The sequence below is a fragment of the Pseudomonas sp. 22526 genome, assembly GCF_052044735.1.
GTDB classification, from domain to species: Bacteria; Pseudomonadota; Gammaproteobacteria; order Pseudomonadales; family Pseudomonadaceae; genus Aquipseudomonas; species Aquipseudomonas piscium.
In genome coordinates this window covers 161,144-179,989 of record NZ_JBQENK010000004.1, presented here as the reverse complement: position 1 = coordinate 179,989, position 18,846 = coordinate 161,144, and the positions used below count along the sequence as shown (strand labels likewise).

The 18,846-nt window shown below is 64.2% G+C and carries 18 protein-coding genes, 4 tRNA genes and 1 pseudogene; 5 read left to right on the top strand and 18 right to left on the bottom strand.

The annotated features are described in order from the left end of the window. Positions 1-68 precede the first annotated feature (68 nt). From ACTJKT_RS07745 to ACTJKT_RS07730, 4 genes are all read right to left on the bottom strand, one after another. A tRNA-Gly gene (locus ACTJKT_RS07745) sits at positions 69-144 on the bottom strand. A 3-nt stretch (positions 145-147) separates the two neighbouring features. Next, positions 148-223: transfer RNA gene (locus ACTJKT_RS07740), tRNA-Glu, on the bottom strand. Between the two features lie 104 nt (positions 224-327). After that, positions 328-403, bottom strand: a tRNA-Gly gene (locus tag ACTJKT_RS07735). 2 nt (positions 404-405) lie between these two features. Beyond that, positions 406-481: transfer RNA gene (locus ACTJKT_RS07730), tRNA-Glu, on the bottom strand. A gap of 365 nt (positions 482-846) precedes the next feature. On the opposite strand from ACTJKT_RS07730, the gene ACTJKT_RS07725 reads away from it, so the two are divergent. Beyond that, positions 847-1,617, top strand: coding sequence for a hypothetical protein (locus ACTJKT_RS07725; RefSeq protein ID WP_025805302.1), 771 nt, complete (start codon positions 847-849; stop codon positions 1,615-1,617). 87 nt (positions 1,618-1,704) lie between these two features. On the opposite strand, the gene ACTJKT_RS07720 is transcribed toward ACTJKT_RS07725, so the two are convergent. From ACTJKT_RS07720 to ACTJKT_RS07710, 3 genes and pseudogenes are all read right to left on the bottom strand, one after another. Next, positions 1,705-2,409 (bottom strand): methyl-accepting chemotaxis protein, encoded by a 705-nt coding sequence (locus ACTJKT_RS07720; RefSeq protein ID WP_371877871.1) that lies wholly within the window; start codon positions 2,407-2,409, stop codon positions 1,705-1,707. 207 nt (positions 2,410-2,616) lie between these two features. Next, positions 2,617-3,513 (bottom strand): annotated as a pseudogene (locus tag ACTJKT_RS07715) (methyl-accepting chemotaxis protein); the annotation flags it as partial. A 363-nt stretch (positions 3,514-3,876) separates the two neighbouring features. Next, the gene (locus ACTJKT_RS07710) at positions 3,877-4,638 is read right to left on the bottom strand and encodes an SDR family oxidoreductase (RefSeq protein ID WP_053278339.1); all 762 of its coding nucleotides are present in this window, start codon (positions 4,636-4,638) and stop codon (positions 3,877-3,879) included. A gap of 233 nt (positions 4,639-4,871) precedes the next feature. Between ACTJKT_RS07710 and ACTJKT_RS07705 the strand changes: the two genes are divergently transcribed. Beyond that, the gene (locus tag ACTJKT_RS07705) at positions 4,872-5,879 is read left to right on the top strand and encodes an NADP-dependent oxidoreductase (RefSeq protein ID WP_440786681.1); all 1,008 of its coding nucleotides are present in this window, start codon (positions 4,872-4,874) and stop codon (positions 5,877-5,879) included. Between the two features lie 108 nt (positions 5,880-5,987). Here the strand turns inward: ACTJKT_RS07705 and pyrF are convergent, their stop codons facing one another. Further along, positions 5,988-6,686 carry an orotidine-5'-phosphate decarboxylase gene (gene pyrF / locus ACTJKT_RS07700; protein ID WP_007931610.1) on the bottom strand — a complete coding sequence of 233 codons (699 nt, stop codon included), beginning with the start codon at positions 6,684-6,686 and terminating at the stop codon, positions 5,988-5,990. Between the two features lie 315 nt (positions 6,687-7,001). Here pyrF and ACTJKT_RS07695 point away from each other — a divergent pair, with 315 nt between their 5' ends. The 3 genes from ACTJKT_RS07695 (at position 7,002) to xopAW (ending at position 9,793) form a co-directional block, all read left to right on the top strand. Beyond that, a complete protein-coding gene (locus tag ACTJKT_RS07695) occupies positions 7,002-7,766 on the top strand; it encodes a response regulator (RefSeq protein WP_097302570.1) in 765 nt (254 codons plus the stop codon). Then, positions 7,766-8,815 (top strand): sensor histidine kinase, encoded by a 1,050-nt coding sequence (locus ACTJKT_RS07690; protein ID WP_440786680.1) that lies wholly within the window; start codon positions 7,766-7,768, stop codon positions 8,813-8,815. Before ACTJKT_RS07695 ends, ACTJKT_RS07690 begins: the two co-directional genes overlap by 1 nt. A 114-nt stretch (positions 8,816-8,929) precedes the next feature. After that, positions 8,930-9,793, top strand: a complete 864-nt coding sequence (gene xopAW, locus ACTJKT_RS07685) for a XopAW family type III secretion system calcium-binding effector (RefSeq protein WP_440786679.1) — start codon at positions 8,930-8,932, stop codon at positions 9,791-9,793. Between the two features lie 248 nt (positions 9,794-10,041). Here the strand turns inward: xopAW and ACTJKT_RS07680 are convergent, their stop codons facing one another. The 10 genes from ACTJKT_RS07680 to ACTJKT_RS07635 form a co-directional block, all read right to left on the bottom strand. Continuing rightward, positions 10,042-11,094 carry an AI-2E family transporter gene (locus tag ACTJKT_RS07680; protein WP_440786678.1) on the bottom strand — a complete coding sequence of 351 codons (1,053 nt, stop codon included), beginning with the start codon at positions 11,092-11,094 and terminating at the stop codon, positions 10,042-10,044. 83 nt (positions 11,095-11,177) lie between these two features. Next, positions 11,178-11,984 (bottom strand): DUF4892 domain-containing protein, encoded by an 807-nt coding sequence (locus ACTJKT_RS07675; protein WP_440786677.1) that lies wholly within the window; start codon positions 11,982-11,984, stop codon positions 11,178-11,180. 8 nt (positions 11,985-11,992) lie between these two features. Continuing rightward, complete coding sequence (locus ACTJKT_RS07670) at positions 11,993-12,652, bottom strand: glutathione S-transferase family protein (RefSeq protein ID WP_440786676.1); 660 nt, start codon at positions 12,650-12,652, stop codon at positions 11,993-11,995. Positions 12,653-12,702: 50 nt separating this feature from the next. Continuing rightward, on the bottom strand, positions 12,703-13,557 hold the full coding sequence (locus ACTJKT_RS07665; protein WP_440786675.1) for an alpha/beta fold hydrolase: 855 nt from the start codon (positions 13,555-13,557) through the stop codon (positions 12,703-12,705). Continuing rightward, positions 13,554-14,360, bottom strand: a complete 807-nt coding sequence (locus ACTJKT_RS07660) for an alpha/beta fold hydrolase (RefSeq protein WP_440786674.1) — start codon at positions 14,358-14,360, stop codon at positions 13,554-13,556. The genes ACTJKT_RS07665 and ACTJKT_RS07660 overlap by 4 nt, the downstream gene beginning before the upstream one ends. Positions 14,361-14,474: 114 nt before the next feature. Next, entirely contained in the window at positions 14,475-14,918 is a 444-nt protein-coding gene (locus ACTJKT_RS07655) for a hotdog fold thioesterase (protein ID WP_440786673.1), read from the bottom strand. A 30-nt stretch (positions 14,919-14,948) separates the two neighbouring features. Further along, a complete protein-coding gene (locus ACTJKT_RS07650; protein ID WP_440786672.1) occupies positions 14,949-16,616 on the bottom strand; it encodes an AMP-binding protein in 1,668 nt (555 codons plus the stop codon). Between the two features lie 231 nt (positions 16,617-16,847). After that, entirely contained in the window at positions 16,848-17,297 is a 450-nt protein-coding gene (gene sixA, locus ACTJKT_RS07645; protein ID WP_038580975.1) for a phosphohistidine phosphatase SixA, read from the bottom strand. Then, positions 17,294-17,641: a DUF4389 domain-containing protein gene (locus ACTJKT_RS07640; protein ID WP_007931570.1), complete on the bottom strand. Its 348-nt coding sequence runs from the start codon at positions 17,639-17,641 to the stop codon at positions 17,294-17,296. The genes sixA and ACTJKT_RS07640 overlap by 4 nt, the downstream gene beginning before the upstream one ends. Before the next feature lie 18 nt (positions 17,642-17,659). Further along, a complete protein-coding gene (locus ACTJKT_RS07635; RefSeq protein ID WP_007931569.1) occupies positions 17,660-18,685 on the bottom strand; it encodes an NAD(P)H-dependent glycerol-3-phosphate dehydrogenase in 1,026 nt (341 codons plus the stop codon). Positions 18,686-18,846 lie beyond the last annotated feature (161 nt).

Sequence of the window (18,846 nt, the reverse complement as noted above, 5' to 3'; positions counted from 1 at the left end):
AAAAAGGGTCCCGAATGGGACCCTTTTTCGATGAGCTACAGATCCTTGAAAATCTGTAGCTCTATGTTTGGAGCGGGAAACGAGACTCGAACTCGCGACCCCGACCTTGGCAAGGTCGTGCTCTACCAACTGAGCTATTCCCGCAAATGGCGTCCCCTAGGGGACTCGAACCCCTGTTACCGCCGTGAAAGGGCGGTGTCCTAGGCCACTAGACGAAGGGGACACGCTACCCGGAACACATGGTGTGTGTTTCGGTGTCCAGATCCGCATCCGAAGACTTGGTTCTGGTTTCACTCAGCCCCGCCCGAAAGCAGTGCCGTTTAAAATTGGAGCGGGAAACGAGACTCGAACTCGCGACCCCGACCTTGGCAAGGTCGTGCTCTACCAACTGAGCTATTCCCGCATTGGCGTCCCCTAGGGGACTCGAACCCCTGTTACCGCCGTGAAAGGGCGGTGTCCTAGGCCACTAGACGAAGGGGACACACTACAACATTCACTCCCTGCCGCGTTTCGCTGTGTGCTTTACGCTGCAAGTGGCGCGCATTCTATGGATGGATTGGAGGGTCGTCAACCCCCTGATATAAATTTATTTAAATCAATGACTTCGGGGTGGTTTGCGAGCCCTTTCGGGCATTTGTGCAGCCTGTGCCTTGACGCCTATATTCTGACACTCGACAAGGCGCTATAGTCCACATCCTTAGGTGATGGCAATATGAAACCAGCCAGACATTTCCTATATAAGCAGAGAATCGGCCTGTTTCTGCTCGTCGACCTGCGCTAGGCGCCCCAAGGCTAAGTCACTACACTCGCCACTCGTACGCGAACCCCAGAAAGAGGTCTTACACGGTGACACCACTCATGATCACCCTGCTAGTAGTAGCCGGGATCGTAATATTGATCGCCATTGGCTACATGAACCATGTGGTGGAAAACAACAAACTGGAAAAGGCCCGGACCAAGGTCGAACTCAATGACCGCCTGCGCCGCTGCGGCGAAATCACCGAGACCTTCCCCGGCCAGTTCATGTCGCCGGGGCTCAAGCTGCTGATAACCCGACTGGAGCTCAACGTCGTTCAGCGTCTGTTGAACCTGAACAAGTCCGATGCCGCGCTCAAGGCGCGTATCGCCGAGTTGAACGCGCTGGTCGGCCAGGGCGAATCGATTCCGGTCAACAACCCGCCCTGCCCGATCCAGACCGAAGCCAAGGCCAAGGACGTGCGCTTTCTCCTGGAAGCCCTGCATGGCCAGGTGACGCGCGCCGCCCAGGATGGTTTCCTGCCGGCCAACGAAGCCAAGCACTGGATCCGGGAAATCCGCCACATTCTGGTGCTGCTGCACATCGAGTTCTTCAACAACCTCGGCCAGTACGCCTTGCAGCAGGAACAACCCGGCCAGGCGCGCCTGGCGTTCGAGCGCGGCGTGCAGTACCTGCGCAAGCAGCCGGACCCGGCGGTCTATCGGGAACAGCTGGAGTACCTGGAAAAACTCCTGGCCCGCTCCAACGCGATGGTGTTGACCAACACCCAGCCGGTCGAAGGCGAGGTCAACCAATTGACCGAAGGCCTGAAGGTCGTCGAAGCCGACGCCGACTGGAAGAAGAAAGCCATTTACGACTGACCGCCAACGGCCGCGCGAGCCACTCGCGCGGCACGGTCGATAAGGCCGCGCCCCTGGCGGCGCAGCCTGTAGCAAGCACCCGCGGCATTACAACCGGAAATGCCCGACCATCCCCCTCAACTCCGCCCCCAACTGCGCCAGCTCGATGCTCGACGCCGCATTGCCCTGCATGGCCAGCGACGACTGATCGGCGCTGGCGCGAATGCTGGTGACGCTGCGATTGATCTCTTCGGCGACCGAACTCTGTTGCTCCGCGGCCGCGGCGATCTGCTGGTTCATCTGCTGAATCAGCGACACCGCCGTGGCGATGCTGCCCAGCGCGCTTTCGGTCTGCAACGCATCGCTGACCGCCAGCTTGACCAGTTCGCCGCTGCTCTGGATCTGCTGCACCGAGGACTGCGCCGCCGAACGCAGGGCACTGACCAGGCGCTCGATCTCTTCGGTGGATTGCTGGGTGCGCTTGGCCAGGGCCCGCACTTCGTCGGCAACCACCGCGAAGCCCCTGCCCTGCTCGCCGGCGCGCGCCGCTTCGATGGCCGCGTTCAGCGCCAGCAGGTTGGTCTGCTCGGCGACACTCTTGATCACGCTGAGCACGGTACCGATGTTCTGGATCTCGGCGCTGAGGCTTTCGATGCTGGAGCTGGCACTGGTGGCCGAGTCCGCCAACTGCTCGATGCGCTGCATGCTCTGGCGCACCACCTGCTGGCCGCTTTCGACCTTGTCGTCAGCGGTCTGCGCCGCCTGCGCGGCTTCTTCGGCGTTGCGCGCGACATCGTGCACGGTGGCGGTCATCTGGTTCATCGCCGTCGCCACCTGCTCGGTTTCTTCCTTCTGGCTGCTGACTTCCAGATTGGTCTGCTCGGTCACCGCCGACAGCGACTGGGCGGAGCTGGCCAACTGCTCGATGCCCGCCTGCAGGCCGCTGACAATACCGCTCAGGCCGCTACCCATCTGCTGCATCGCCAGCATCAGCTGGCCGATTTCATCCCGGCGCGTCACCTCCACAGTCGCGCTCAGGTCGCCGGCGGCGATCTGCTGCGCCACGCGCATCACGCTGCGCAGCGGAGTGACGATCAAGCGGGTAATGATCCAGGCCGCCAGCACGCCCACCAGCAACGCCAGGGCCGAGGAAGCGACGATCAGCAGCGAGTTCTTTTTCAGCTCTGCCTGCATCGACTGGTCCTGCACGCCGTACGCCTGGTCGACCCGCTCCATCACTTGCGCGGCGCGCTCGTGCAGCTGCTGATAGACCTTTTTCTCCTGCGCCAGCAAGCCGGTGTATTCGGCGAGCTTTTCGCTGAAGCCACCTATATGCCCGACCACTTCGTTGAGCACCGTCTGATAGCCGGCGTCCTTGACCACAGTCTTGAGCTGCTCGGCCTGGGCCAGGGCCTGGTCGGCCTGCTCGATCTTGCCCTGTTCGACCTCCTCCTCACCCTTGCGGCTCTGGTCCAGGCGCACCCGGGCTTCGTTCATGGCTTGCAGCATCAGGCGCGAGACCTGGCTGACCTGATTGGCCTGCTCGACGAACTCGCTGCCCTCCTTGCCGGCGGATTCCTTGAGCGTATAGGTGCCGTCATCGGCCAGACCGGCCTGCAGCACGTCGAGATTGTTGGCGACGCTGGACACCGACCAGCTGGCCATTTCCAGCGCCAGGTCCTTGGCCTGGGTCAGCTCGACGAACTCGTCGAAGGCCTTGCGGTAAGCCCCCAGCGCCTGCTCGACGTCGGTCATCACCGGCACGTTCGCCGCCGAGCGCTCCTTGAGCTGCGCCGCCAGGCCCAGCAGGCCATCGACGCCCTCGTGCAAGGCGTCCGCGGTTTTTGCGTCGCCGTGCAAGGCATAGTTCTGTTCGAGCAGGCGGACCTTGAGCAGGCCGCTGTTGAGCGACGACATCTGCTTGAGGCCATCGAAACGCTGGCTGATGGTCTGCAGGGACCAGACGCCTATGGCGGCCACCAGCGCCGTCAGAAGCAGCACCAGGGTAAAACCGACACCCAGTTTTTTCGCCATGCCGAGGTTGGCAAAACGTCCGTTCGTGGCCGAATTCATTGCGCTCAGTCCCCTTCCAGTCCCCAATGGCGACAGGGCCATTGTCCAGTTTTGCAGGTTCGCAACGGGCTGTACTGGAGCACAAGTCTCTGGCGTCGGAATAATGGCAAAAAGCTACGTTCAGGTCGTTTTCAGAATGGTCGAGGTCGATCCGGTACAGCCCTGGCAACGCTCGCTCACCAGGGCCGTCCATAAGGCAGGCCAGCGTCAGATGGCAGTGGCGCCACCGTCGACCGCCAGTGCATGGCCGGTGGTGAAGGCCGCGCCGTCGCTGCACAGATACAGCACCGCGCTGGCGATTTCCTCGACCTTGCCGATCCGCCCGACCGGGTGCATGGCCGCGGCGAATTCGGCTTTCTTCGGATCGGCCTCGTAGGCGCGACGGAACATATCGGTATCGATCACCGCCGGGCATACCGCGTTGACGCGGATTTTCTTCTTCGCGTACTCGATGGCCGCCGACTTGGTCAGGCCGATCACCGCATGCTTGGAGGCGGCATAGATGCTCATCTTCGGCGCCGCGCCGAGACCCGCCACCGACGCTGTGTTGACGATGGCCCCGCCACCCTGGGCGAGCATCAGCGGCAACTGGTGCTTCATGCACAGCCAGACGCCCTTGACGTTGACCGCCATGATCGCGTCGAACTCATCCAGGGTGCCGTCCGCCAGCTTGCCCTTCTCGATCTCGATCCCGGCATTGTTGAAGGCATAGTCGAGGCGGCCGTAGCGGCTTACCACCTGGGCCATCAGGTTCTGCACATCCGCCTCGTCGGTGACGTTGCAACGCACGAACGACGCCTCGCCACCGGCGGCGCGAATCAATTGCACCGTGCCTTCGCCACCGGCGACGTCCAGGTCGGCCGCCACCACTTTCAGCCCCTCCGCGGCGAATGCCAGGGCCGTGGCCCGGCCAATACCCGCCGCTGCGCCGGTGACCAAAACGACCTGGCCGGAAAACGTCATGCTCATGGTGATGCCCTCGATGGAATGCATGGATCGGATTGGCCCAGTCTAGGCACAGGCCTTGGCAGCGCGGCAGCACTATCAGAGGGCTGGTTGCCCACTTATCCGCCATGGTGATGAAGGCCCCCACAGGACCATCACGCCTCTGGATCGACAGCTATTCGCTACAGCGGCAAACCTTGCGGCATCAGGGCTGAAGGTCTATCAACTAGGGTTCCATTGATCCTCGAGTGCCTGCCATGACCACCCAGACCAATCGCCAGTTCCTGCTCGCCAAACGCCCGGTGGGCCCGGCCACCCGCGAAACCTTCACCTACCAGCAGGTTCCCGTCGGCGAACCGGCGGCCGGGCAGATCCTGGTGAAGAACCAATACCTGTCCCTCGACCCGGCCATGCGCGGCTGGATGAACGAAGGCAAGTCCTATATCCCGCCGGTGGCCATCGGGGAAGTGATGCGCGCGCTGGGCGTGGGCCAGGTGATCGCCTCGAACAACCCCGGCTTCGCCGTCGGCGACTACGTCAATGGCGCGCTGGGGGTGCAGGACTACTTCCTCGGCGAGCCCCGCGGCTTCTATAAGGTCGATCCGAAACTGGCGCCACTGCCGCGCTACCTGTCGGCCCTGGGCATGACCGGCATGACTGCCTATTTCGCCCTGCTGGACGTCGGCGCGCCAAAGGCCGGCGACACCGTGGTGCTGTCGGGCGCGGCCGGCGCAGTGGGCAGCATCGCCGGGCAGATCGCCAAGATCAAAGGCTGCCGGGTGATCGGCATCGCCGGCGGCCAGGACAAGTGCAAGTTCCTGATCGACGAATTGGGCTTCGACGGAGCCATCGACTACAAGAGCGAAGACGTCCACGCCGGCCTCAAGCGCGAATGCCCGAAAGGCGTCGATGTGTATTTCGATAACGTCGGCGGCGACATTCTCGATGCCGTGCTCAGTCGCCTGAACTTCAAGGCCCGGGTGGTGATCTGCGGCGCCATCAGCCAGTACAACAATAAAGAAGCGGTCAAAGGCCCGGCCAACTACCTGTCGTTGCTGGTCAATCGCGCGCGCATGGAAGGTTTTGTGGTGATGGACTATGCGGCCCAGTTCGCCGCCGCCGGGCAGGAAATGGCCGGCTGGATGGCCAAGGGGCAGCTCAAGAGCAAGGAGGATATAGTCGAGGGGCTGGAGACTTTCCCGGAAACCCTGGCCAAGCTGTTCAGCGGCGAGAACTTCGGCAAGCTGGTGTTGAAGGTCGATTGATCGACTCAAAAGCATCGCGGGCAAGCCTCGCTCCTACAGAAGCACGCAATCTTCTTCTGTAGGAGCGAGCGGGCGGCGATCCGACTTGCCCGCGATTGTCTTTGCGGCTTACGCCAGCTCGGCCACCACGGCCGCCAGGGCCTTGGCCGGATCCGCCGCCTGGCTGATCGGACGGCCGATCACCAGGTAATCGGAACCGGCATCCAGCGCCTGGCGCGGGGTGAGGATGCGTCGCTGGTCGTCCTGGGCGCTGCCCGCCGGACGAATCCCCGGGGTCACCAGTTGCAGCGACGGGTGTGCGGCCTTCAGCGCCTGGGCTTCCAGGGCCGAACAGACCAGGCCGTCCATGCCGGCCTTTTCCGCCAGGGCAGCCAGGCGCAGCACCTGCTCCTGCGGCTCGATATCCAGGCCGATACCGGCCAGGTCTTCACGCTCCATGCTGGTCAGCACGGTCACGCCGATCAGCAGCGGTTTCGGGCCGCTGCGCTGGTCGAGCACTTCGCGGCAGGCCGCCATCATGCGCAAGCCACCGGAGCAGTGCACATTGACCATCCACACACCCATCTCCGCGGCGGCCTTGACGGCCATCGCGGTGGTGTTGGGGATGTCATGGAATTTCAGGTCGAGGAAGACTTCAAAACCCTTGTCGCGCAGGGTGCCGACGATTTCCGAAGCGCAACTGGTGAACAGTTCCTTGCCGACTTTGACCCGGCACAGCTTGGGGTCCAGCTGATCAGCCAGTTTCAGTGCGGCGTCACGGGTGGGAAAGTCCAGGGCGACGATGATAGGAGTCTGGCAAGCGGACATGAAGGGGCTCTCAGGCAAGTCGAAATCGGCGCGGATTGTAGCGCAAGCGACGCCGCTCCGGGACCCGATGATCGGTAATTCATCGCCAACGGCAGCTCCCGCATCGATAAAACCGCGCAAATGCCCGACCCTGGCGGCAATTGTGTCGAGCCCGATACACTCCCGACACGCCGACAACAACCAGCCCGGCTACCCTCGCCAGCCGCAACACTCCCGAACAGCACTTCCAGCCCCAGGGCCGGACGCCTATGCTGAAGCCACCACCTCGCCGCCCATCTTTGTGGTTGGCAGCCTACCTGGCAGACGATCGCACGCATGCAGACTATTCCAGCTCCCCTCAATGACGATCAGAAAGCACCTGGCACGGGTGACGACAAACGCTGGAACACCCGGGCGCTGATCGTCGACGACGACGTACCGATCCGCGAACTGCTGATCGACTACCTGGCCCGCTTCAACATCCACGCCACCGGCGTGACCGACGGAGCGGCGATGCGCCAGGCCTTGCAGGCGGAACACTTCGACGTGGTGGTGCTCGACCTGATGCTGCCCGGCGAAGACGGCCTGTCCCTGTGCCGCTGGCTGCGCACCGAGTCGGACATCCCGATCCTGATGCTCACCGCCCGCTGCGAGCCCACCGACCGGATCATCGGCCTGGAGCTGGGGGCCGACGACTACATGGCCAAGCCCTTCGAGCCCCGGGAACTGGTGGCGCGGATCCAGACCATCCTGCGCCGGGTCCGCGACGACCGCACCGAACAGCGGGCCAATATCCGCTTCGACAACTGGCGCCTGAACAGCGTGCTGCGCCAGTTGATCTCCGCCGACGGTCTTGTCGTACCGCTGTCCAACGCCGAGTTCCGCCTGCTCTGGGTGTTCATCGAACGCCCGCGCCGGGTACTGAGCCGCGAACAGTTGCTGGACGCCGCCCGCGGCCGCTCCATCGAAGCCTTCGATCGCAGCATCGACCTGCTGGTCTCGCGCCTGCGGCAGAAGCTCGGCGACGACCCGAAATCGCCGCAGCTGATCAAGACCGTGCGCGGTGAAGGCTACCTGTTCGATGCCCGAGACATCGGCTGATGCGTGGGCGCTTCGATACGCTGTTCGGCCGCCTGTTCGGGGTGTTGCTGATCGCGATCGTGCTCGCCCACCTGCTCGCCTTCTTCTGGTTCCGCCTCTACGGCCCGCCTCCTCCGCCGCCGCGCCCGCCGGCCAGCGAATTCAGCGGCCAGCCACCACCCCCCAATAACGGGCGTTTCGAGCGCCGCCCGCCGCGCCACTGGTTCGGCGGGCCGATCGTGCCGCTGACCTTCCAGTTCATCTCGCTGATCATCGCCGCCTGGTACGGCGCCAAGCTGCTGACCCGGCCGATCCAGCGCCTGAGCGACGCCGCCGAGCGCCTCAGCGAAGACCTCGACAGCCCGCCGCTGGACGAGTCCGGCCCGCGGGAAGCACGGCAGGCGGCCCACACCTTCAACCTGATGCAGCAGCGCATCCGCGAGCAGGTCAAGCAGCGCGGGCGCATGCTCGGCGCGGTTTCCCATGACCTGCGCACGCCCTTGTCGCGCCTCAAGCTGCGGCTGGAGCAGATCGAAGACAACAAGCTGCAGGGCCAGATGCGCCAGGACCTCGACGACATGATCAGCATGCTCGACGCGACCCTGAGCTACCTGCATGAACAGCGCACCAGCGAGGCCCTGCAGTGGATGGACGTGCAGGCGCTGGTGGAATCGCTCTGTGAAAACGCCCAGGACCAGGGCGCCGACGTGCAGACCAGTGGCCATTGCGCGCCCCTGCAGGTGCAACCTATGGCCCTGCGCTCCTGCCTGAACAACCTGCTGGACAACGCCCTGCGTTATGCCGGGCATGCCCGCATCAGCCTGCAGGACAGTCGCGAGCAGGTGCTGATCCGGGTCATCGACCACGGCCCGGGCATCGCCGAAGACCAGCGCGAAGCAGTGTTCGAACCCTTCTATCGGCTGGAAGGCTCGCGCAACCGCAACTCCGGCGGCGTCGGCCTGGGCATGACCATCGCCCGCGAGGCCGCCGAACGCCTGGGCGGGCAACTGCACCTGGAAGAAACCCCCGGCGGCGGCCTGACCACCGTGGTGCGTCTGCCCCGCGCCTGAACCGGCCGTGTGTACCGACCGGTACAAAGCTCACATACCCACGACACCTCGCCGCCCGAGGCTGCATAAGCCGGTACACCCACCGGCCTTATCTATCCGCAGGGAGTGAGCCCCATGATCGGTAGCGTCAGTAACTACTCCAGTTACATCAGCTCCAGCAGCACTACCACCCAAAACGCCCGCAGCCAGCAATTCCAGAAGGAACTGCTGGCCAAGCTCGACAGCAACAGCGACGGTTCGGTCGATCAGGATGAGCTGAGCAGCGCCCTCTCGCAGAAAAGCGACGACGGCATCCTGGTCAGCCTGAGCAAGAACTTCAGTGATCTGGACAGTGACGACAGCGGCAGCCTGAGCAGCGAAGAAATGGCCGCCATGGCACCGCCTCCGCCACCACCACGGGACCAGCCGCCAAGCACCGAACTGGCCGACGCGCTGCTCAGTGCGCTGGACAGCGATGGCGACGGCGCGATCAGCGGCGATGAGCTGAGCAGCGGCCTGACCAGTGCCGGCAGCAACGCCGACAGCAACAAGATTTTCTCAGCCCTGGACAAGAACCAGGACGGCAGCGTCAGCCAGGATGAGCTGGTCGCCAGCCTCACCCCGCCACCACCGCCACCGCAGCAGGCCTCCAGTGATGAACTGTTCAGCCAGCTCGACGCCGATGGCGACGGCAGCATCAGCTCCGACGAGCTGACCAGCGCCCTGCAGGCCAGTACCGACAGCACCAGCACCGACACCAGCGCGGCCTTGCTCAAGGTGCTCGACAGTGACAGCAGTGGCGGCGTCAGCAGCGACGAACTCAAGGCCGCCCTGCAGGCCGGCCGCGGCCAGGACCACGGCCCCCGCAACAGCGGCACCCAGAACGATCAGGCCCGGGTGACCGAAGCCCTGAGCAAGATGATCGCCAACCTGAGCCGGCAGTATCAGCTGGATAACGTGGCGAGCAGCGTCGGCAGCAGCGTCAACGTCGCCGCCTGATCCACCATCGTAGCCGCCGTAGCCGCTGCTGAGCAACGCGAGGCTGCGATCGGCCGCAAAGCGGTCGTAAATCAGGCAACGCCTTCGCTCCGGCAGACCACCCATGCTGCGTTTGCGAGCATCAGGTTTCTGCCTGGAAGAATGCACCGCCTGGTTTTGCGACCGCTGCGCGGTCGTTCGCAGCCTCGCAGGCTCGGCAGCAGCTACAGAGGGGGATAGCGGGCACGGATGCCCGCGTTCTGCATGAATCAGCGCTTGTCTTCGACCCGCGCCTGGCTGGCGCTCCAGTCGGTCAACAGGCTGTAGGCCACGGCCAGCAGGGTCGGGCCGATGAACAGGCCGATGAAGCCGAACGCGATCAGCCCGCCGAAGACCCCGAGCAGCACGATCACCAGCGGCAGGTTGCCGCCCCGGCTGATCAGGTAGGGTTTGAGCACGTTGTCGACGCCACTGATGATGAAAGTGCCCCAGATACCGAGGAACACCGCCATCCCGTATTCGCCCTTCCAGGCCAGCCAGGCGGTGGCTGGAATCCATACCAGCGGCGGGCCCATGGGAATCAGGCTGAGCAGGAAGGTGACGATCCCCAGCACCAGCGCGCCCGGCACGCCGGCGATCAGGAACCCGATCAGGGCCAGGATCGCCTGGGCCGCCGCGGTGCCGATCACACCGTTGACCACCCGCTGCACCGTACCGGCCACCAGTTCGATGTAGTAGCCGGCGCGGTCGCCGATCAGGCGCTCCAACAGCCTATGGACGAAGGCCGCCAGGCGCGGCCCGTCGCGATAGAAGAAAAACACGAAGACGATGCTCAGGGTCAGTTCGAGAATCCCGCCACCGATCTGCGCGCTGCGGGCCAGCAACCAGTTGCCGACCTGCCCCAGGTAAGGCTTGACCGCCATCATCATCGCCGCGCCCTGCTGGTCGATGCTGTTCCACAGCCTCACCAGCCGTTCACCGACGAAGGGCACGCCAGCCAGCCAACTCGGCGCTTCGGGCAGGCCATCGACCTGCACATCCTTGATAAAGGCGGTGGCGTCACGAACATGGTCGGCCAGGTTGAAACCGAGCCAGACCAGCGGCGCCGCCACCAGCAGCATCCAGCCCAGGGTCAGCAAGGCCGCGGCCAGGGACTCGCGACCATTGAGCCAGCGGGTCAGCAGGCGCATCAGCGGCCAGCTGGCAAACGCCAGGACCGCCCCCCAGAACAACGCGGACCAGAACGGCGCCATGACCCAGAAGCTGGCGCCGAACAGCACCAGCAGCAGGATCTGCACCAACAGGCGATCATTATTGAGCATGTAGGATCTCGAAAAAGGTCAACTCACCAAGCGTAGGCGAAAGGCGCGTCGCCCGTTCGCCTGCGCTCGTTCAATTCAGCAGTTCAGCGCAGCAGCTCAAGGCGCAGGCCAGGAGCCTCGCTGCCGCCGGTCTCCATGCGTGCCGCGCGCACACCCTGGCCGATCAGGGCCTGGCGCCAGGCTTCGGCATTCGGCCCGGAAACACTGACCCGCAAGGTGGTGTCGAGGTTCAACCCGCGCGACAGCAAGGTCAGCCAGGTGGGCTGGGGTTCGCCGCCAAGCTTGGGCAGGTCCAGCTCGCCGGTATCCTTGAGCTGGCGCAACAGGGTGGCCGAGGTCGGCAATAACTCGCCCAGGGGAGTACTGGCGTCGAATTGCTCGACATGCAGGTACGCCCGGCGATTGCCCCGGGTAATGCTGTACAGGGCCACCAGCGAATTGTCGTTGGGCGCTGCCAGGCGCAGCAGCAGGTAGGCCTGCTGGGCATCGGCGCCATACAGCTTGGCGTTGCCGAACACCTCGTTGGCCCACAGGCTGCTTTCCCCGCAATCCCGGGCCTGGCACCAGAACAACAGTTCGGCGCCCTGCCCCTGCAAGGCTTCGCGGGCGGCGGTAAAGGCCGCGGTCGAGGAATGCTCCGGCGGCAGCTCGTAGGTCACCGACGTCGCGGTACCGCGAGCGCCGACCTGTCCATCGAAACGCAGCTGGCCGCTGATCTTGCGGATCGACCCCATGGGATAGATCCGCTCCATCTCGGCCGCCGGACGGTAGTCGACGATCTGCGCGTCAGGCATGCGCGGCACGATCGGCAAGTCCTGGCTGCCGGGCAAATCGGCGGCGAACAGCAAGGGGCTGGCACAGGACAACAGCAGGACACTGAATAAACGCATGGGTGCTCTCATCGGATCAGCATGGCCTGGGCGCCCTTGATGACACTGGCGTCATCCGTGCGCTGCGGAACCAGCAGCCCGCGCTGCACCGCCGGACGTGCCTCGAGGGTCGCCATCCAGCGTTGCAGGGCCGTCAGCCCTTCCACCGGAACCCCGGACCATTCATGGCCGCGCACCCAGGGAAAGGTGGCAATATCGGCAATGCTGTAGTCGCCGGCGAGGAATTCGACCTCCTGCAGACGGGTGTCGAGCACCTCGTACAGGCGCCGGGTTTCATGCTGGTAACGATCGATGGCGCCCTGGAGCTTTTCCGGGAAATAACGGAAGAACACATTGGCCTGGCCCTGCATCGGGCCGATGCCGCCCATCTGGAACATCAGCCACTGGATCGCCCGGGAACGGCCCTTGGGATCCTTGGGCAGCAGTTGCCCGCTGAGTTCAGCCAGATAGATGAGAATCGCGCCGGACTCGAACACGGCGAAATCGCCGTTGGCGCGGTCGACAATCGCCGGAATCCGGCCATTGGGATTGATCTTGAGAAAGCCTGGAGCCTTTTGTTCCTTCTTGTCGAAACTCAGGGCATGCACCGTATGAGGCAGGCCGAGTTCCTCGAGCACGATAGAGACCTTGTGGCCATTCGGGGTCGCAGCGGTGTAGAGATCTATCATGGTTGTCTCCCATTTCAACCCGCCCAGCCTCGACAGTTGCCCGCTGCAAGTCAAGAAACGGCGAAAAACCTATTGAAACAGTCTGCAACAAGGGTGGCACCGGCTTCGTCGTTCAGGTGCAGGTGATGGCCGCCGGGCAGCTGTTCCCGGCTAAAGGGTAGCCGCTCCAGCAACTCCGGGTGCTTGGCCAGCATGCCATCGGCCGCCACCACCAGATGGGCCGGACAGGCCAGGCGCTGGACGAAGGTCATGGCCTGTTCCTGGGTCAGGCGCAATGGCGAAGCCAGGGTCAGGCGGCTGTCGCTGCGCCAGGTGTAGCCGCCCGGAACCGGCATCAGACCGCGTTGCGCGAGCAGTTCGGCGGCTTCGCGGCTGACCGCGACCAAGCCCTTCATCCGCGCCTCGATGGCGCGGTCCAGGGTGGCGTAGACCGGCTTGCGCTTTTCCCGCAGGTCCAGTTGGGCCTGCAGGGCCATGCCCATGCGCTCGGCGGCATTCTCACCGGCGGCGGTCGGCGGAATCACCCCGTCGATCAGCGCCAGGTGGCTCACCCGCTCGGGCAACGAGCCGGCCAGCACCAGCGAGACGATCGCGCCCAGGGAATGCCCGAGCAGGCCAAAGCGTTTCCAGCCCAGCTGCTCGGCGACCTGCAACACGTCGTACACGTAATCCCAGAGCGCATAGCTGGCACCCAGGGGGCGGTGTCCGGAATGGCCATGCCCGGCCATGTCCAGGGCGACGATGCGCAAGCCACGCAACCTGGGTGCCAGCCGCGCGAAGCTGTTGGCGTTGTCCAGCCAGCCGTGCAGGGCAATGACCGGCAGGCCGTCCTCGGGGCCGAACAGGTGCGCTGCCAGCTCGATATGCGGCAGGCTCAGGCGGACCTCTTCGACCGCGGCGCTCATGCGCAGCTCCGTTCGGCGCGGGCTTCCCAGCGGTTGAAGAGTTTTTTCAGCAGGGCCGCTGTGTCCTGCGGGCGCTCCAGCGGGAACATGTGCCCGCCCGGCATGCTCAGGGACTCGCCATGGGGCATGCGCCCGACACTGCTGGCGTGGTGCTTCATCACCACCCGGCTCTGCCGCCCACGCACCACCGCCAGCGGCACCTTCAACTGCCGGGGGCGACCCGGGCTGGTGTGCGGCACGCCGCGATAGATGCTGATCTCGGTGGCCGGATCGAAGCGCAGCCGCAAACGGCCGTCGACCTGATGCAGGCCGTGTTGCAGGTAGGCGTCGAAACACTCGGGGTCGAAGCCGCGAAACAGGGTCTTGCCGGCAAAGTAGTTGCGCGCCGATTCCAGGTCGCTGAACTCCTCGCGCCGGCCCAGGGTCCGGCCGGCGGGGGTCAGGCGGTCGATAAAACCGAAACGCTTGGCGGCGCGAATCACCCATTGATCGGCGCGGGTCAGCACCGGCGAGTCGAGCATCACCACCCCGCGATACAGCTCCGGGCAGCGCAGCGCCGCGTGCAGATGCAGGACGCCGCCGAAGGAATGGCCGACGCCCCACACTGGCTCGGCCTGTTGTTGCAGATGGTGGATCAGCTCGTCCACCAGGTTCAGCCAGTTGTCGTCCGCCGGAAAGCGCGGATCGTGGGCGTGCTGCTGCAAATGCGCCACCTGATACTCGGGCGCCAGGGCGGCGAACAACTTGCCGTAGGTCCCCGAGGGAAACCCGTTGGCGTGAGCGAAAAACACCTGTTGCGACATACCGGCTAACTCATGAACAAAAAACGATGGCTGATTGTCCGCACGCCATTACCCGGCGGCAATGACACTAACGGTCAAGAATGATGACACTGCGCTTCAGCCCATGGATATCACTCAGCGTGTCGGCGGCGTCTGCCCCAGCGGCACCACCGCCATGGTCAGGCGCGATACGCAGCTGGCCTTGCCTTCGTCGCTGCTCAGGCGGATGTCCCAGACATGGGTGGTACGCCCGAGATGAATCGCCCTGGCCACCGCCGTCACCCGCCCGGAACGCAGGCCGCGCAGGTGGTTGGCGTTGATCTCCAGGCCCACGCAGTAGAACTTGCTGGCATCGATGCACAGGTAGCTGGCCATGGAGCCGACCGTTTCCGCCAGCACCACCGAGGCGCCGCCATGCAGCAGGCCATAGGGCTGGTGGGTGCGATGGTCGATCACCATGCTCGCGGTCAGGGATTCGTCGTCAAAGGACTCGAAGCGGATATCCAGCACCTCACCGATGGTGTTTTTCTGGATCGCGTTCAGTTGCTCGATGTTCGGGGTGGTACGCCATAGGCTCATCACTGCATCCTTTAGGGTGGTTATCCGCGCTCAATCCTGCCACAGCACCGCTTCGGAGTGCTCGCTCCACTCTTTGAAGCGCTCGCCGTAGGTGGTTTCGATGACATTGCGCTTGATCTTCAGGGTCGGGGTCAGAAAGCCGTTTTCCACCGCCCAACTGTCCTTCACCACCACCAGGCGGTGCAAGCGTTCATGTTTGTCGAGCACGCCGTTGACCTCATCGAGCAGGCTTTCCAGGCTCGCATGCAAGCCACCACGGGCACCGCCGGCGGCGTCCTGCAAACCGGCCGCGGACAACACGCACAAGCCCAGCGGCGCACTCAGGCCATCGCCGACCACGCACACCTGTTCGATCCGCGAATGCACCGCCAGGCGGTTCTCGATCGGCGCCGGGGCCACGTACTTGCCCTTGCTGGTCTTGAAGATCTCCTTGAGCCGCCCGGTCAGGCGCAGATTGCCGTCGGCGTCCTGCTCGCCCTTGTCGCCGGTGCGCAGGAAACCGTCCGCGGTGACGGTTTCCGCGGTCTTCTGCGGGTCCTTGAAGTAGCCGAGCATGGTCGCCCCACTGCGCACCTGGACCTCTCCAGACTCATCAATCCGCACCTCGACGTCCGGGCAGGGCCGGCCGATCCAGCCGGGTACATTCTGGCCGCTGCGACCGATGTGGGAATAACCGCAGCTTTCGGTCATGCCGTACACCTCCAGCACGTCGAGGCCCAGGCGCTGGTACCAGTTCAACAGGGTCTGCGGCACTGGCGCGGCACCGGACAAAGCGACCCGCAAGGCATCCAGCCCCAGCCCGGCCAGCACCTTGTGCCCGACCCGCTTGCCGATGAAGGGCAGGCCCAGCAGGAAGTCCAGGCGCTTGGCCGGGACCTTGCTGTACACGCCCATCTGGAACTTGGTCCAGATCCGCGGTACACCGAACAGCGCCGTGGGCCGCGCCCGTTGCAAGTCGGAAAGAAAGGTCTCCAGGCTCTCGGCGAAAAACACCGTCTGCCCGGTGTAGATCGCCGCCAGCTCGACGAACATGCGCTCGGCCACATGGCACAGCGGCAGGTAGGACAGCAGCCGGTCCGTCGGCCCGAGGCCGAACAGCTGGGTGCCGCGCGTCGCCGCAAAGCCCAGGGTGCCGAAGCTGTGCATCACGCCCTTGGGCAGACCGGTGGTGCCCGAGGTGTAAATAATGGTCGCCAGTTGCTCGGCGGCGGGGTTGGGGTCGTCCTGGATCGGCGAGCACTGCTGCAGCTCGTCCCAGCTGAAGTCGAAGCGGCCTTCGGGGCAGATCGGCAGGCTGATGGTGGGCAGCCCCGGTTTCACCCCCGGGGCCATCGCCGGCCAGTCATCGAGCTTGCCGATGAACACCAGGGCCGACTCGGAATGCTCCAGCACCTGGGCCACCGAATCGGCGGTCAGGTTGGGATACAGGGGCACGGAAACGTGACCGGCCATCCAGATCGCCAGGTCGGCGATGATCCAGTGGGCACAGTTCTTGGAAATGATCGCGACATGACTGCCCGGCGGCAGCTCGCGGGCGCGCAGCCAGTGGGCGGCACAGCGGGCCTGATGGCCGACGTCGACCCAGGTCAGCTCTTCGACCCGGCCACCGCCCTGGGGCTGGACCAGGAAACGTTGGCGGGGATGACGAGCTTCGCGCTCGTAGAACACTTCCAGCGGCAAACGAAAAGCAGCAGACATGCGACTCGCTCCTTTGTTTTTGTTCTGATCGTGAGGCTAGCCAACCAAGCACTTGCTCGGGCGACTATTCCACGCACAAAGAAACGCTGCAAGTTAAGAAATGTAGCGAAAAGAACTGATCGTCGTAGGAGCGAGCGGGCGGCGGTCCGACTTGCCCGCGATGGCCTCGACACGAAACGCCCGGCACACCGCGTTATCGTTCATCGCGAGCAAGCTTCGCTCCTACAGGGCTCAGGGATTCTTGATGCTGTTGAGGGTCATCAGGCCGGCCAGCGGCCAGTCGCCTTCGAGTTCCGCCAGGCCTGCGGTGTGCATCGGCTGGGGATTGCGCAGATGGCCGTGCTGCAACAGGCCGATCAGGTTGCCCACCAGCGGCTGGTGGCTGACCAGCAGCACGTTGTCCGCCGAGTCGAGCTGGGCGACCACCGACAGCGGGTTGTTGTCCGGCGTCAACCAGGACACGGTGCGGATTTCCGCTTCGAAACCCAGGGCTTCGCGCACCAGCTTCGCCGTCTGCTGCGCCCGCGCATAAGGGCTGGCGATGATCGCACTGAGCGGCTGGCCGATCAGGTGCGCGGCGCTGCGCAGCGCTTCCTGGCGACCATGCTCGGTCAGGTTGCGCTCGGCATCGCTGCGCGCATGCGGCTCGGCTTCACCGTGCCGCAACACCCAGAGCTTCACAGCTTGGGCTCCTCGTCACGGACCGGATGGGGCGCCGGTGGCACCACATGTGGCGCTTCGCCTTCAGGCGCGCGCGGGGCCGGCCAGTCTGCGAACGGCCAAGGCTTCTGGTCGGTGTGAAAACTGCCGAAACGACCGATCTGCGCCAGGAACTGGCTCAGGCTGTCGCCGAAGTTCATCAGGCTGGCACTTGGCGAACCATAGATCAGCCGGTAGATCAGTTGCACCAGCACCAGCGCGCCGAGGATGAATTGCGCCACTTGCCAGACCAGCACGAACACCAGCATCCACAGCACACGCAGGAGGATGGATTCGTACTTGGCTTCGGAATTCGTATCGTTCATGTCTCGCTCCTGTCCTGCTCAGTTGAAACCACTGGTGGAAATAAAGTCGACATCGGTTTTCGGCTCGCCACGCATCAGCAGCTCGATGACCTGATTCAGCGTGCGCCCCTCAAACAGGATGGCATGTAATCCGGCCACCAGCGGCATATATACGCCTACTTCCTGCGCCTTGACCTTGAGCACCTTGAGGGTGTTCACGCCTTCGGCCACCTCGCCGAGCCGGTCCACCGCCTCCTCCAGGCTCAAGCCCTCGCCCAGGGCGAAACCGACCTGATAGTTGCGGCTCTTGGGCGACGAGCAGGTGACGATCAGATCGCCGACCCCCGCCAGGCCGAGGAAGGTCATAGGGTTGGCGCCCTGGCTGACGGCGAAACGGGTCATTTCCGCCAGCGCCCGGGTAATCAGCATGCTCTTGGTGTTTTCCCCCATGCCCAGCGCCACCGCCATGCCGGCGATGATCGCGTAGACGTTCTTCAAGGCCCCGCCCAACTCGACGCCGAAGCGGTCGGCGCTGGCATAGACGCGGAAGGTACGGCCATGCAGGGCCGCCTGCACGCGCTGGCAGAGTTCTTCGTCTTCGCTGGCGACCACGGTGGCGGTCAAGGCGTGCTCGGCCACTTCACGGGCCAGGTTCGGCCCGGACAGCACGCCGATCCGCGCTTGCGGGGCGATATCCTCGAGGATTTCGCTCATCAGCTTGAAGGTCTGCGCCTCGATGCCCTTGGTCAGGCTGACCAGCAGCTTGCCGGCGAGCAGCTGCGCATGGGGCGCCAGCACCGAGCGCAAGGCGCTGGAAGGCAAGGCGACAAAACACAGGTCACTGTCGTTCAGGGTGGCCAGAAGATCAGTCACCGGCTCCACCGCCGGATGAATCTTGATGCCTTTGAGGTAACGCGGATTCTCGCGATGAATGCGAATGGCCTCCGCCTGCTCCGGGTCACGCATCCACTGCCGCACCCGATGACCGTTCTCGGCCAGCAGATTGGCCACGGCGGTACCAAAGCTTCCGCCTCCCAGGACCGCGATAGGGCGCTGTTCAGTCATATGCAATCCGTCAATCCATACAGTGGCGATGGCGGCATTATACGGGGCGGCCCTGCGGCAGCCAGCCCCGTGAACAATTAGGTGCAAATGCCGGGAAAACACCGATTTGAACCTGGAATGTCGGGGTTATCGACTGGAAAAGCCGGTCATCTCGGTTAACA